This is a genomic window from Lacticaseibacillus styriensis (assembly GCF_030770295.1).
GTDB lineage: Bacteria > Bacillota > Bacilli > Lactobacillales > Lactobacillaceae > Lacticaseibacillus > Lacticaseibacillus casei.
Window position 1 is genome coordinate 2,488,407 of the sequence record NZ_CP132483.1, and the last position, 14,019, is coordinate 2,502,425.

A 14,019-nucleotide genomic window follows, 5' to 3' on the forward strand; every position below is an offset into this window, starting at 1 on the left:
CTCCTTCATACCAAAGGGATTGACCGCTTAGTGATACTTAGCGATTTATCGTAAACTTTCACTTATTAGGTCTATTCGTCGACTAACGTTGTTTTCATATCCACTTCTTTAGTGACAACGCCAGCTTGATACAGCGCCTTAGCAATGGCGTTTTCTTCAGCCACAATCGTGCTGTTGCCGTTAATCAGGGTCATGGAATAGGTTCGCCGTTCGACCATCTTTTGGATCACCGCATCTGAAAGCTTGAGGGTCTTGCTTAGCATGGCAATCAGTTGGGTATGGTGCGCATTCGCCCACGTCATGTCGTCATTCAACGCTGTGGTCAGCAACTTGCTTAATGACGTGTGATTCTTGGCATAGCTTTGCGTCGAAATCAGGAAGTCCCGGTTTTTGGACAGGCCGGTGCCGTTGGTCAGCAACTTGGCATTGTTGTTTACTTGCGCGGTTGCCGTGTACGGATCCCAGGTGACCCAGGCATCCACACTGCCTTTAGCAAAAGCAACCGACGCCGAACTCTGATCCATATTCACCAACTTGACATCGCTGGTTGATAGTCCGGCTTTCTTGAGCGCCTGGATGATCAGGTACTGGGCAGCAGTGCCTTTTTGATAAGCAATCGTCTTGCCTTTGAGTTGCTTGAGACTGGTGATGCCGCTATTTTTGCCAACCAGAATGCCGCTGCCGTATTCTTTCGTGGCCCCTGCGGCAATCAAAGCGATGTCGGTACCGGATGCCTTAGCCGTGACCGGTGGCGTATCGCCGACTCGCGCGTAGTCAATGGCGCCGCTTTTAAGAGCGGTCATCAGTGCCGCGCCATCCGAGAATTCCTTGAAGACCACTTGATAGCCTTTTGCCTTCAATTTCTTGGCTAGTTCGCCGCGCTGACGGGAGATGTCCACCGGGTCGGCTTTTTGGTAGCCAATCGTGACGGTTTCCTGATTGGTCGAAGCCGTGGTAGTTTGGGTATAGCCATACACGGCAACGCTGAACCACGCAAAGAGACCGACTAACAGTAAAATGAATCGAAATTTACGCTTCATAAAGTTTCCCGCCTCGCATGAGTTGGTCGCGTAGTTTCGGTCGCAAAACCTTGCCAGTAGTATTCACTGGAAAAGCTTTAACAAACACGACTTCGGTCGGACATTCGTAAGCAGCAAGGTGGTGGCGGGCAAAATCGAGTAAGTCAGCCTTGGCTTGTTGCGGATCAGCAGTTGGATCCTGCCGAATGACCACAGCCGTGACGGCCTCTCCGTACAGATTGTCCGGTAACCCAATGACTGCCACTTGTGCGATCCAATCCAATTCATTAAGCACATTCTCGACTTTGGCTGGTGCCACCTTTTCACCGCCACGATTGATCATCTCTTTGCGGCGGCCTTTGACAAACAGGTAACCGTCTTGATCCAGATAGCCAATATCGCCGGTCAAGAACCAGCCATCGGCAAATGAATCAGGATGCGGCTCGAGATAATCGTGAATCACGTGGTCGCCGCGAAGGACAATCTCGCCTTCGACAAATGGTTTTTTGGTTAACGTGCCATCTGCCAATCTAATACGGAGGTCCGTGCCAACTGGTTTGCCTGCTGACCCGATTTTGGGTGCCTGAATCGGATTTAGCGTGCTCTGGCTGGCTGTTTCCGTCATGCCGTAACCTTCCAAAACCTGCGTGTGAAACCGCGATTGAAACGCCACAAGTTTGTCTTCTGGCAAGGCGAAAGAAGAACTGCGGACAAACCGCAAATGGATATTGTCGTGATACGCTTTTAAGGCATTTTGGTTCATGAGCAGAATCGAAATGATCGTCGGAACCACCGACACCCAGGTCACGTGATTGTCTTCGATAGTTGGCCAAAAGGCACTTGCCGAAAACTTAGGCGCAATGACCAACTTACCACCGGATAGTCGGGTGGCCAAAACCGAAATCACCTGCGCATTGATATGAAACATCGGCATCACGACCATTGCCGTGTCATCTGGCGTTAGTGCGTGGCTCATAATGTCATAGTGGGCGGCGTTAACCAACATTCGGTGTGTCAGCCCGACACGTTTCGGTTTACCGGTGGTGCCTGAGGTGTTCAGAATTAAGGCCAGATCATCTTCGCGCGGCGCCATTTGCGGGGCGTTGATGCGATAAGCCAGCTGGCCTGCATCGGTTAGAATCGCCAATTCCGGCATAGTATGCAAGCGAACCCGCGCCCATGGGATCAAGGGTGCTTCCATGGCTTCTCCCAAGGCTGGCAGGGTGATGACCGCTTGATAGTGATAAGTGGTCCACTCGTCAAGCAATTCCGGTACCGGCGTTTTAGCCGCGATCGGATGGGCGACCGCACCAATTTCCCAAAGCGCCTGATTAAGCGGCAGGAAGACCGGTGAATTCGGCAAGACGATCAAAACCTGGTCCCCAGCGCCGATTTTCTGTTCGGCAAATTGCTCGCGTAAGGCAGCAACATCTTCTTCTAAGTCGCGCCCCGTGTACCACGTATTGGCAGCAACGGACTTAACTAAGGGATAATCACGATGATTGATGAGATTCTGAGATAACTGATCGGTGAGCTTGCTCATGATGCAGGACTCCTTTCGCAGATAACGACAACGATTGCGGACGGCCTATTAACCATCCAAACGGTGAAACTTTGTAACAGAACCAGGCGATCCCAAAAGAGACGCCGAGAATACCTAGATAACCAAGCGGCAACAGTAACATCAGGGTCAGATTGCTAAGATGCATCAATCCCAGCACCCCGCTTAATAACGACAGTGCGATCGTTTGGCAAAGATAGACCCCAAAAGAAACTTGGGCGCCATTACCAACTAAGCGGGCGAACCAGTGTGCGGGCTGCTTGGCATGCCAGCTAGCATACTTTTGGCCAAGCAGCGCCACAAAGGCAATCATCATCACGTCGTAGACCAACATGTAGGGTTGATGCGGTGAAACGGCGGCGCTATGGGTCATGCCTAAAATCTGTTTATTAACGACATAAAGCCCAATCGTGCCAAAACTGAGTATCAATGTGCTGATGCCGATGAGTGGCTGATGATCCAACAACCAAGCCTTGACCGCCTTAGCATGTAAGCTGAAAAGACCGCCGGCAATGAAGAAGAATTGATACGTAAAGACATTGACGCCATAAGCGCGGAACCACCATAGCCAACCACTGGTATCGATGTGAGGCAGGCCGTATTTAATCCCGGCCACGATCAGCAGTTGTAAGCCAAAACTGGCCAGTGACAAAGCGCCGTGATGTCCTTCTGTCTTTTTAAACAGCCAAAGCATCGCCGGAAACAACAGATACAGTTGCAACGTGACTAAGACGTAATATAGGTAGAACTGATCGCCATGCAGGATAGCGCTGAGATAGTCCGGCCAGAAGTTGGCAATGGTAAAACCGCCAATACCAAGCAAGATGGATCCGATCATCAGCAACGTATTCCACAAAACATAGGGAATGCCGACAGTTGTGAACCGTTTTTTGAAGAACAACGGCCAATTACGTTTCCGCGAATAGTAAACCATGGTCAGAACCAGTCCGGTCATGAACATGAAGCCCATCCGCGTGAAGTGGATCATCAAGTGCGTAGCAAGTAAGGCGGTGCTTGCGAATCCAGATGACAGCTGATGCTCAAACGCGGTTGTCGTATGATTCAACAAGACCCCGGCAATGAAAATCAGTCGCATCAAGTCAATTTCATATAGGTAACGATGTTTCTTAGCAGGCTTGGCAGCAGTAACGGTTAATACTGGCTCTTTCATGAGGTCACCGGCTCTTCTGACAGGATTGCTTGCAATACCTGGGCAGCGGTTTGGGCCACTACTTCAGGCGACTGCCCGCGGGCCCCGGTCGTTTCGGCGACCAACTGGCCATCTCTGACGACAATAATCCGATCCGCCATGCGGGCTGCTTCGTTGACATCATGGGTGATGAGCAACGTACTCAGCTTTTGCTCGGTAAAAATTTTCAAGATGAGATCCTGCATCCGTTGCCGCGTCAACGCATCTAACGCGCCCAACGGTTCATCGAGGAGCAACAATTGCGGCTTAGCCAATAACGCCCGGGCCAACGCCAGCCGTTGTTTCTGCCCGCCGGAAAGCTGGGCCGGATAACCGGTGCTTTTATCGGTTAAGCCAACTGCATGCAAGAGACTTTTCGCCTCGCTGATGACCTCCGGATCCCGATTCTTAAACGAGACATTATCCAGATTGGTCAGCCACGGTAACAGGCGGTCATTTTGAAACATCACCCGCATCACTAAGCCTTTTTCACGACTTAGGTGACCGGCTGTCGGCGCTTCAAGCCCAGCGATCAAGCGTAAAATCGTGCTTTTTCCGCCGCCGCTCATCCCAACCAAGGCCAGGAACTCACCCGGGTACAAGTTGAGCTGAATATCGTTCAGGACGGTTTTGTCACCGTATACTTTTTCCACATGTTGCAGTTTCACAATTGGGTTGGTCATGCGTCAACGCCTCCTTGTCGCCAGCTGAGGAAAAGTCGTTCCAGATTCTTAGCAATCACATCAGAAAGTTTTCCTAGCAAGGCGTAAATCAAAATACAAAGTAGAACCGTATCCATGCGCATAAATTCTTGGGCGTTGGTGGCCATGTATCCTAAACCGGAAGTGGCCGAAATCGTCTCGGCAACAATCAGGGTCGTCCACATGACACCAAGTGCGTAGCGAACACCCATCAGAATGTTGGCCAAGGCGCCCGGGAAAATCACGCGGGTGAACAATGCCCGTCTGGAAAGTCCATAAGCTCGGCCCATTTCCAGTAGCTCCGGGTCAGCGCCGGTAATCCCTTGATACGTATTGATATACATCGGGAACATGACCCCGATCGCCACCAACGCGATCTTAGCGGGTTCGCCAATCCCCATCAGAATAATCATCAAAGGAATCAATGACAGATGAGGGATATTGCGCAACATCTGAATGGGACTATCCAGCAGCGCGCGGATCGGTTTGACCAAGCCGTTGATGAGGCCAAGCACAAAGCCGACACTGCCGCCGATGGCAAAACCGGCCGTGGCCCGATATAGGCTAATCGCAATGTTCTTTGGCAATTCACCGTTTTGCCACAACGTGATGCCATCTTGGATAACGGTCGTCGGAGCCGGGATCAATGAACTGGTGACCCAGTTAAAACTGACTGCAGCCTGCCAGCCAATCAGCACCGCCAGTGGCACGATCCATGGCAGTACCTTCAACCAATTCACGGATCGTCTCGTCCGCCTTTTTGGCTGTTGCGTCAGTGTCGTTACTTCTTGCATCAGCGCCATCTCCTTTAAGTTGATGGTGTTCATACTACGGGCAGCGACTTAAAGCTGACTTAAGTCAATTTGAAGAGTTTATGACCAAACCGTCATGAAAAAATGTCTTTTCGGGCGGGAAACGGCGTTGGGCCAGTAAATGAGCGGGTTGAGGGAAACGAAAATAACGGTTTTATCCCTTAAAAGCCGTTTTGCTAAATCACGAAGAGCCAAAAGATTTTGTGACAGTTCGTTTTTGTAGACGCTTTCATAAAACCTGAAGTACACTAAGGAAAATGTCTTGCTGTTGGGGTAATCAGGGTGATCGCTATACTTCGAACTTGCGTTTATGGCAGCGTCAAACTGCATTTAAGGGGGAGCACGTTCATGAAACGGATTGCCAGTGTTTTTCTTTCATTCATGGTTTTACTGGCGTCTTTATTCGTTATTAATATTTTCCAGACTAACGATCAGATCCGGGTCGAAAACATTGAGTCAACGGCGACTTCATTTAAGGTCTATCTGGCCAACGCCACTAAAAGCTCCCAAGCAACGCTAAGCTTTTTCGAGCAATTGGCCAAAAGACAGCAAGCCTCAATTGTGCGAACTGACTTTCCGAACCAAACTGTTTTAAAATCCGCCGTTGTTGATCAGTCAAGTTTCCCTTACACCAACTTCTTCCAGAATCCTCAACCCGTTAAGCTTTTCGAAAAGCCCAATGCCACTTATACCCAGACTGCTTCTTCTAAAGGTCAGCCGCATATTCCGGTTTTCGGAAAAAGCATCAACATTCGCCTCCAAAGCATGGCAGCATATTTTAAGAACGGTGACAAATCGGCCAACGGTATTTACACTATCATCCCCGCCACTGGCGCTTCCAAAGATGCCATCACCAAGGAATTTGCGGTATTTTTCGACGTTCCCGAGTCAGAGTTGCTGACACCAAAAACACAATCTGAAAAAGAATATGTTAATCGTGACTTGTTAATGTACGCGATTGCTTTTGGTGTTTTGGCGCTGCTGTCTTTATTAGGCATGCTCGCCTTAGCCATGGGCCGAATCAAACCGATTGGCGTTTGGAAGATTGTCGGTCTGTCAACTCGCGATATTTTGCTTCAACTCTATCAACTGCCAATCATCACGACACTTGTATCAAGCTTGCTAGTGCTGACGGCTTGCTACTTTTACTTTGACTATTTTCCCAAAGGTTTCTGGACATTGTTGGGCGCCTCCCAGACAGCTGTTCTATTGATTTTTGTAATTGCCATTCTTATTGTCCTCGTACTGATCCGCAGTATTAAGGTCGTCCGATTTCTTAAAAATGCGATTAGCTTCAAACTCGGCACGGGCCTCCTTGCCATTTTGAAAGCCGTGATGATTATTTTGACCACTGTTCTCTTGATTGGCAGTCTGGCCAACATCAAAGACATTGTCGCCGCAACGAAACGCTACAATCAGGTAGCTGAAGTCGGGAAAAAACTCACCATTAACTCATTAGGATTTGAAGGCGAAGCACTGAAAAACTTCGAGCTGAACAACGGCAAAAACGAAGCCAAGCTCGGCGCCGTTTTCTCGCAATTGAACACGCAACTTGGCGCGGAATTCATATCCGGAGGCACTGTGTATCCGCGGCGAAATTTGACTAGGTACCCCGCAGCAAGTACCTTCAAACTACAAGACGCCTATCAAGTTGTTCGGGTAAATCAAAATGCCCTGCGTTCACTCAATCTTTCTACTAAAAAGCATTTGTCTAACCAGTTTTTAGCCCCAATATCTCGCAAAAATGATCGGCATATCAAGCTTTTGAGTCAGCTACTCGCCTACGATCGACTGTCCGAAGCTGAACAAAAGAAAACGACGCCTAGCCAGTTAAAAGTCACTATCCAGTACTACACGCCGACCAGTGAAAAGGCTAAATACTTCTCCAGTGATGGCAAATGGCACGCCACTTCGGATCCCATTTATGAAGTGATCGACCCGAAAAAGCTCGATTACAAGAGCCAAAATCAATTGCTAACTGCAGACGTTTCAAACCCGCTTAGAATCACGAACACTAAACAAAACCGGCAAAGACTCAAGGCCATGACAAACGTGCAAAAGCTTGGCGGCATCGAACTGCGCTTTGCCACTATCGGCTCGATCTTAAACAACGAAACCGATTCTTCGCGCCTAGGCTTACAGATTTCAGCCGGTCTGCTGATCATCACCTTCCTGATCTCGCTTATCGTCTCTGCCTTTGCCAGTTTTTTGTACTTCGAAACGCACAAGTTCAAATTATCGGTTCTGCGCGTGCTAGGCATCAAGTTGGTTGATCGCTACCAACAGATTATCGGCTTCCTTCTTCTAATGTACGTGACGCAAATCATCGTCGCATTTATGCTTCAGAAATCAGCGCTCGCCATCATTGTTGGCCTCATTTTGGCTGCTTGTGATCTACTCGTGTCTTTCGCCATGCTCTATCACGAAGAAAATAAAAATATCGTCCAGGTTCTGAAGGGGGAATAAGCCATGATCGACTTGACCAATGTCACCAAAACGTTCGCTTCTAAAACAATTTTTGATAACCTCAATCTCCACATTGATACAGGTGAGATGGTTGCCATCATGGGGCCAAGTGGTTCAGGCAAGTCAACCTTACTGAACATCATCGGGTTGATTGACGATTTTTCCTCAGGCACCTACGAATTCGATGGTGTCAAGAATATTAAGCCCAACAGCCGCCAAGCTAATCGCACCATCCGCGAGAAAATAAGCTATATCTTCCAGAACTTTGCCCTCATCGATGATGAAACAGTCGGGCAAAACCTGGCAATCGCCCAGAAATACCTCAAGCTAAATAAAGCGCAACGGCAAAAACAAATTGACGATGCGCTTCAAACGGTCGGGCTGAGTGGCTACGCTGACCGCAAAATATTCGAATTGTCCGGTGGCGAACAACAACGCGTTGCTGTCGCCCGCTGCCTCATCAAACCCAGCAAGCTCATCCTTGCCGACGAACCAACCGGCTCACTGGACGGCGACAATCGCAGCCTCATCTTAAACGAACTCAAGAACATTAATCGGCTAGGAAAAACTGTCATTATCGTGACCCATGATCCGTTGGTGGCCAAGGAATGCTCCCGCACGATTGCGATTGGGTCTTCATCAGAGGATTAGTTGTCGATATTTGGGTTCTGCTGAAGAAATCTGTTGCTACCGAAGAGGTGGGATGTTATCGTGACGTGGGTTAATTTAGTTACCCCGAGTCCACCACTTTTTTCACTTGATCAGCAAGGATGGTGACAATCATAAGAGTCCTCTATAAAGGCAAACCGGCCTCTGTTTGGGAGATCAGTCAAACCAGTGAACGTCCTGATTGGGTAAAGGATGCTTTAGCCAAAAATCAAATCTATTGGTTAGACAACCGCGTTCGCATTCTGATGGCAGCATTGAGACCGCCAATTATTAAGAAAATAAACTTTACCGCCAATGACACTGATGCTGGATTTGGCGTCTACGCATATGGGTATACAGGCGATTTTTTGGACGCAACGAATCAGCGTGTGGTGTCGCGAAGAAGATTTTTAAAGGAATATGAAGTCCTGGAGTAGAAAAGAAAAGCTGAATAGTGACAGAAAGCCTCGGTCAGCCGGCGCGACTTTTTGCCACTGTTCAGCTTTTTTAGTTTATGCCGTCAATTTTAACAAGAGGTTCTATCAGCAAACCGGTCACTGCCACAATTAATTCAGCAACTTCCCCTGCCCACCAAGATACTTGGTCGTCAAAGCAATGACCCGTTCAGCCGTTTGATCCACAAACTCTTGGCTAGTCTGTTGATTGCCTTGCACAATGTAGTACAGATGATTTGTTTCTGCGGTCACCTTTGTCTTTTCCACCTGGCGCGTCTCCAAGTGGCAAATGATTTCGTTGCTGTCATCAATGTAAGCATATTCGCCTGCCTTGACGGGCTCGGGTTGACCATTTGCACCGATGGGGATGAATTTCTCTGTGCCAGTCGTGAGTCGCAAATTGACATTGCCATCTATGCGGTCAACATCGTGGGCGCCAAGCGCTAAATGGCTTTGAATCGAAATCAAATTATATAAGTCAACGACCGGGTTAATCGGTGCCAACTCACCACGTTTCAGGATGAGCTTCAGCAACGTTGCCGGTGCCGGCGTGTTATTGCGTTTTGGCAAATGCACCGCGCGATGCAAATCCCAAAAGCCTTGAATGACCGGATCCGTTTTAATTTGGTCGCGATCCAACGTCGTCAGGACTTGTCTAATCTCGTTAGCAATCATTTCTTTTAGCGCCTGCGGATACGCGTGGTTATCCACGCCAGTTAATTCAACGCCGCGGATTTTGACACCAAGTGCTAGTACTCTTGGATCTACGATAAAGTTCATATGAATGGCCTCTTTCTTTTTGCGTTGTGGGAATATTTGCGCAGATTGGGAGGACGGTTAACTGTTAATTTTGTGTTCTATAACGCGCTCCCCGGCGCAGAAGTCTGCGTGTAAGAACCTTGGTCGCAATGGCCTAAGCCCGGGCCATCACGCCCAAGGCCACTTACACTCCGACTTCTAACCGCGCCGGCTCACGCTCACACAAAAAAGCACCCATCCCCTATTATCAAAGGGACGAGTGCTGTCACGTGGTACCACCCAAATTTACATTACCTTCACAAGCAATGCCTCAACGACGCCGCAATAGAATGCCGCTGCAGCACCCATTGTGAGGTCCGGAAAGTTAACGGTTCCGACCGGCTAGCCTGCGTCAACAAGCTAACAATATCGCAAAGCTCATCTTCACGGCTCGCTCGGTTATCCTTTCCCATCTCCCGGACTCGCTGCACACCTGCATCGCCGTTACTCTTCTCTGCATTTTTGAAGGATTAAATTGCTTTTATACTAGTGTCAAAGTTACGGAAAGTCAATGTCGCAAAATAGGAACTTTTTAAATAGCGCCATCTTCCGATCAAACTCAAATTTAGCTTCTAATCATATCTCTGTAGAAGCCCCTTATTTGCTTGGAATCGTTGTAACGGCCTGGCGATTCTGGGAAAAGTTTTGAATGGAGACCGGCAATTGGCCGTTAAAGTACTGCTTGCCGATGCTGGCAGCTTGACTGAAGAAGTTCTTGACGTCCGACTGAAAAGCATTGGAATCATTCCCTTGCAGGCTCTTCAAGGCATCGGTGGCGGTTTGGCTGTATGTAATCAGCGCTTTGGTTAAGTCACCATTGGTATTTTTTGTGCCAATCCCCGACGCGGGCTGATTGTTCTGCAATTCCAAGGTAATTTTATCTAAATCGTCAACGCCTTTTTTAGCCGACGCCATAATATCTTTTTGGTCGTCTTTCACCGTGATTTTGGTTAAGGTTTGGATCACAGTATCCGAGATCTTGGTGTAGCGTTTCTGAAGTGCCTTTTGGTCAAACTTATTGGTTGTGACCATCGTCGAAGATTTTTTTGCCGACGAATCCGACGATTTTGACTGACAGCCAGCAATGCCGACAATCGTCACCATTAAGACCAATAAGCTCATTAATTTTCGCACGTTCCATTCCTCCAATGCGTTGTCATTTCTGCATGCCTGATAATTTCACCATGTCAATGGCTACAATACCATTTTCCATAGCTCCCAGCCAGTCAAGCCCTGCAATGGTTTGGCCGCTGCAAGCGCATGATCACTGACTTCCTGCCACCAAGTTTGATCCGTCAATAATTTCAATATATCAGTCGCCGCGTCAAGCACTTGCTCACTCGGCTTGACAATTCCCAGCTCGCCATTGGTTGCGCCATTCAGCATCTGATCGGCAGTTTTTGCAAACGTGATGACCGGCGTGCCATAAGTGAGCGAGCTCAACAAATCAGCATCCCCCAAGTTGCCTAGATCTGCCACGATAAATGCCAAGACCCGCGCCAAATCGCCTGAATCTGCTAATGATTGGGTTTGAATATCTAGAAGCGAAGATAATCCAAGCGTCTCAATTCTTTCTTGTAATTGCTGAACCAGCGCTTGATCTTGATGCTTGACGAAAAGATCAAGCTTCACTTGATTTTCTTTGACCCTAACCATTGCTAACGTGCTCAGTAGCTGTTCAAAAATCGCCAAGTTTTGATTGTCCAGCTCCATCGCCACTCGGCCTGGCAAGCGCTGTGCCCATGGCTTCACCTCAGGAACGGCGGACTGCTGGCTCACTGCTGCCGCAATGGGCACAACTTTTGCATATTGGGTTAAAGACGACGCAAAGGACGCATGAGGATCAGCAATTAATTGTCCAAAAGTAGCACGACCGCCGTTTGACTGCTCGGCTTGCTTGACGACGCTAACATCATCTTCGGTTCTGACAACTGGCACAGAATCAGTCATCATTTCTTGTCCTAACATGGGAAAAACGCGGCTTGGTTGATCCACTAATAGTTTACCCGGATGTTGCTTCATCACATGTGCTAAGCAGTATTTGGCAAACGACGTCCAATCCGTAAACTCAGCTGATTGTCCAGCCAAGTCCAACACGGTCAGATGTTGCAAAATGCCGTTACCATCATATTGACAAAACAAAAGTGGCATTCCATTCGCATAAAAATACACGGCTAGTCGCACTTGCCCATTCGCTTGAAAATACACGGTTTTCACCTTATTGCCTTGACGATCATAAACCTCGGCATAACTTTTACGGTTGTTAGCGCCAAAGAACGTAATGGTATGAATCCGCTGTGCGGTCAACTCAGCTTCATCGTCAAAAGCTGTGACATCATACATCAGATGGTCACCATTCAAAAATTGTAAATGGTGGTCGACCGTCTTGGTTTGATAATCGTTCAGCTTCATAATGTCGCCAATCGTGTAAAGTGGTTTCCCTTCACTAGTATCAACGCCACGCAAAGCATCAATCAGTGACATAACCTGATCCGACTGTAAATGGGCCTTTTGAACCTGCTCATCCAGATCTTCTTGCGCGCTCACGACAATGATACTTGCCGGCAATTGGTGATCCGCAAATAATTGGAGTCGTTGTACCTGCTCTTTACCACTAGGTGTATCGCCTTCAAATCGATATGTTAAAAAATAAACCATGATTCTCCTCCGCATTCATTCTACCGATACCAACCCGCTCAATGAGGCATATATTCATGCCAACTCAAGATCGGCAACACCTCGCCTGCCAACCTCTTAACATCCGGTTGATCGACAAATTGCTGACTGATTAAATACGCCTGTACCTTCACATTCGCCAGCAGCGCAGTGTCAGGTTTGTCATAAACAATTGGCACCAAATGCGGATGCATGGCCGGCTCGTCAATAAGTTGCGCAAACAGGTCACTGTCAGCATCGATATAAAGTTTACGTTTTGTATGCTGAAAGTTTTGCAACAACCACCAAACCATTAGTTCATCCTGATCATCTAATGCCTTAATTGGCTCCCCACTTTCCGACTCTACCCAAAATTGATTAAAAGTCGGCAATGCCACAATGACCGGACGCCCGCTCATGTCAACCAGCATACGGTGCACCGAAGTCGTCACAAAAAACGGATCTGTTGCATTTTGCCGATGGATATTCGGCATTTCAGCGAAACGTTCAGTCATCATCAAGCGCCCTTGGTGATCGTAGCTATCTTCGCGACGCAACTTACCATCGCGAAAATAACTAACAACCTGCACCCGCTCCTGGTCATCACGTTCGACTTTAATCGCAGTTTGCCCATCTTGATCGACATAACGCGTCACATGACTGCCCAAAGTTTGCTTAGGCGTCAGTTCCTTGGTGAATTCACTACCAAATGTGGCCGTTGCGCGACTGACACTGCCGCGTTGGTGTAAGGATGTATAAAAATTATGGTATGACGTTGGCGGTAAAAACAGCTTTTCTTTGTCACGATAACGCATGAACCGGGAAACTTTGCCAAAACCGAACCCGCCATCAATGATCGCTGGGGCCAACCCTTTATTTTTAAAATAATTCATCACCGTTGCAATCTTTGCCCACAGCTGCTGTGACATATCTTCTGGCAAAGTCTCTAAGTAAAAAAAGTCTTGCTTATCATCGCTTATTATGAAATCATTCGTTTTTTCAGTCGCATTCGTTGTTTCCTGTTTCTTTTTTGATCTATTCGACAACCAGCCCATGACTGCACCCTACCTTCATTTAATGAGTGTTCTTTGGTGAAACAAACCAGACGCGCATGGCCAAAACAATGTCACTGTCACAAACAAAAACGCCAAAAGTCACTTATGTACTCATTATTTGGCAACCTTTTAATGCTTATGAACAAAGAAATATTTTGCATCTTCCATAGTAAATGACAAAAGTCAACGACACTAATAATTATAACATGGTCGTGATTCAGAACGCACTTCTACACCCACTTTTGGATTGGATATCTCTTGAAACGTCAGTCAAGATCAAAAAGTCGAAAAGAATTTTCAATTTTAGGATAATTAATATTCAACAATAAAATTCTTTTTTAAATTGGCTCTTTGCTGTAAAATAAGCACATGGGATTTTGCCTGTTTCTCATTATTTAATTGTACTTAAATGAACGGTTTTATTTGGCTGATCGTCATCACGTCGGTTAGTCAGACAATGTTGTTGCTTGATGCTAATGTTTCGCCAGAACCTCTGGAGATTAAAGACAACAAGTTTAATAATACGTGCATCGGTCATGCAATTATGCCTTATAATACGATTGAGATTAGGTAATGTGTCAACTGGAATCAGCAATCTGGGCGAAAACGATGCCGGACTGGCACAAAGAACAAGACAATTAGCAGGTGAGAAATAATGCT

The 14,019-nt window shown here is 47.5% G+C and carries 12 protein-coding genes; 3 read left to right on the top strand and 9 right to left on the bottom strand.

What is annotated here, in order from left to right:
• Positions 1 to 71 precede the first annotated feature (71 nt).
• Genes LACSTY_RS11750 through LACSTY_RS11770 form a run of 5 tightly spaced genes read right to left on the bottom strand, consistent with a single transcriptional unit; the run spans position 72 to position 5,264 of the window.
• Positions 72 to 1,040 carry an aliphatic sulfonate ABC transporter substrate-binding protein gene (locus LACSTY_RS11750; protein ID WP_087912787.1) on the bottom strand — a complete coding sequence of 323 codons (969 nt, stop codon included), beginning with the start codon at positions 1,038 to 1,040 and terminating at the stop codon, positions 72 to 74.
• The gene (locus tag LACSTY_RS11755) at positions 1,030 to 2,562 is read right to left on the bottom strand and encodes an AMP-binding protein (RefSeq protein ID WP_087912788.1); all 1,533 of its coding nucleotides are present in this window, start codon (positions 2,560 to 2,562) and stop codon (positions 1,030 to 1,032) included. Before LACSTY_RS11755 ends, LACSTY_RS11750 begins: the two co-directional genes overlap by 11 nt.
• The gene (locus LACSTY_RS11760; protein WP_087912789.1) at positions 2,513 to 3,751 is read right to left on the bottom strand and encodes an acyltransferase family protein; all 1,239 of its coding nucleotides are present in this window, start codon (positions 3,749 to 3,751) and stop codon (positions 2,513 to 2,515) included. The genes LACSTY_RS11755 and LACSTY_RS11760 overlap by 50 nt, the downstream gene beginning before the upstream one ends.
• Complete coding sequence (locus LACSTY_RS11765; protein WP_087912790.1) at positions 3,748 to 4,452, bottom strand: ABC transporter ATP-binding protein; 705 nt, start codon at positions 4,450 to 4,452, stop codon at positions 3,748 to 3,750. Before LACSTY_RS11765 ends, LACSTY_RS11760 begins: the two co-directional genes overlap by 4 nt.
• Positions 4,449 to 5,264 carry an ABC transporter permease subunit gene (locus tag LACSTY_RS11770; protein WP_087912791.1) on the bottom strand — a complete coding sequence of 272 codons (816 nt, stop codon included), beginning with the start codon at positions 5,262 to 5,264 and terminating at the stop codon, positions 4,449 to 4,451. The genes LACSTY_RS11765 and LACSTY_RS11770 overlap by 4 nt, the downstream gene beginning before the upstream one ends.
• Positions 5,265 to 5,630: 366 nt before the next feature.
• Here LACSTY_RS11770 and LACSTY_RS11775 point away from each other — a divergent pair, with 366 nt between their 5' ends.
• From LACSTY_RS11775 to LACSTY_RS11785, 3 genes are all read left to right on the top strand, one after another.
• Positions 5,631 to 7,748, top strand: a complete 2,118-nt coding sequence (locus LACSTY_RS11775; protein WP_151466745.1) for a DUF1430 domain-containing protein — start codon at positions 5,631 to 5,633, stop codon at positions 7,746 to 7,748.
• Between the two features lie 3 nt (positions 7,749 to 7,751).
• Positions 7,752 to 8,399: an ABC transporter ATP-binding protein gene (locus LACSTY_RS11780; protein WP_087912793.1), complete on the top strand. Its 648-nt coding sequence runs from the start codon at positions 7,752 to 7,754 to the stop codon at positions 8,397 to 8,399.
• A 131-nt stretch (positions 8,400 to 8,530) separates the two neighbouring features.
• Complete coding sequence (locus LACSTY_RS11785) at positions 8,531 to 8,833, top strand: hypothetical protein (protein WP_047105596.1); 303 nt, start codon at positions 8,531 to 8,533, stop codon at positions 8,831 to 8,833.
• 129 nt (positions 8,834 to 8,962) lie between these two features.
• Here LACSTY_RS11785 and LACSTY_RS11790 read toward each other — a convergent pair whose 3' ends face one another.
• From LACSTY_RS11790 to LACSTY_RS11805, 4 genes are all read right to left on the bottom strand, one after another.
• Positions 8,963 to 9,631, bottom strand: coding sequence for a B3/B4 domain-containing protein (locus tag LACSTY_RS11790; RefSeq protein WP_087912794.1), 669 nt, complete (start codon positions 9,629 to 9,631; stop codon positions 8,963 to 8,965).
• Between the two features lie 615 nt (positions 9,632 to 10,246).
• Entirely contained in the window at positions 10,247 to 10,783 is a 537-nt protein-coding gene (locus LACSTY_RS11795) for a hypothetical protein (protein WP_025012840.1), read from the bottom strand.
• 60 nt (positions 10,784 to 10,843) lie between these two features.
• Positions 10,844 to 12,307, bottom strand: a complete 1,464-nt coding sequence (locus LACSTY_RS11800; RefSeq protein ID WP_087912795.1) for a hypothetical protein — start codon at positions 12,305 to 12,307, stop codon at positions 10,844 to 10,846.
• Positions 12,308 to 12,345: 38 nt separating this feature from the next.
• Entirely contained in the window at positions 12,346 to 13,359 is a 1,014-nt protein-coding gene (locus tag LACSTY_RS11805; RefSeq protein ID WP_087912796.1) for a hypothetical protein, read from the bottom strand.
• Positions 13,360 to 14,019: the final 660 nt, after the last annotated feature.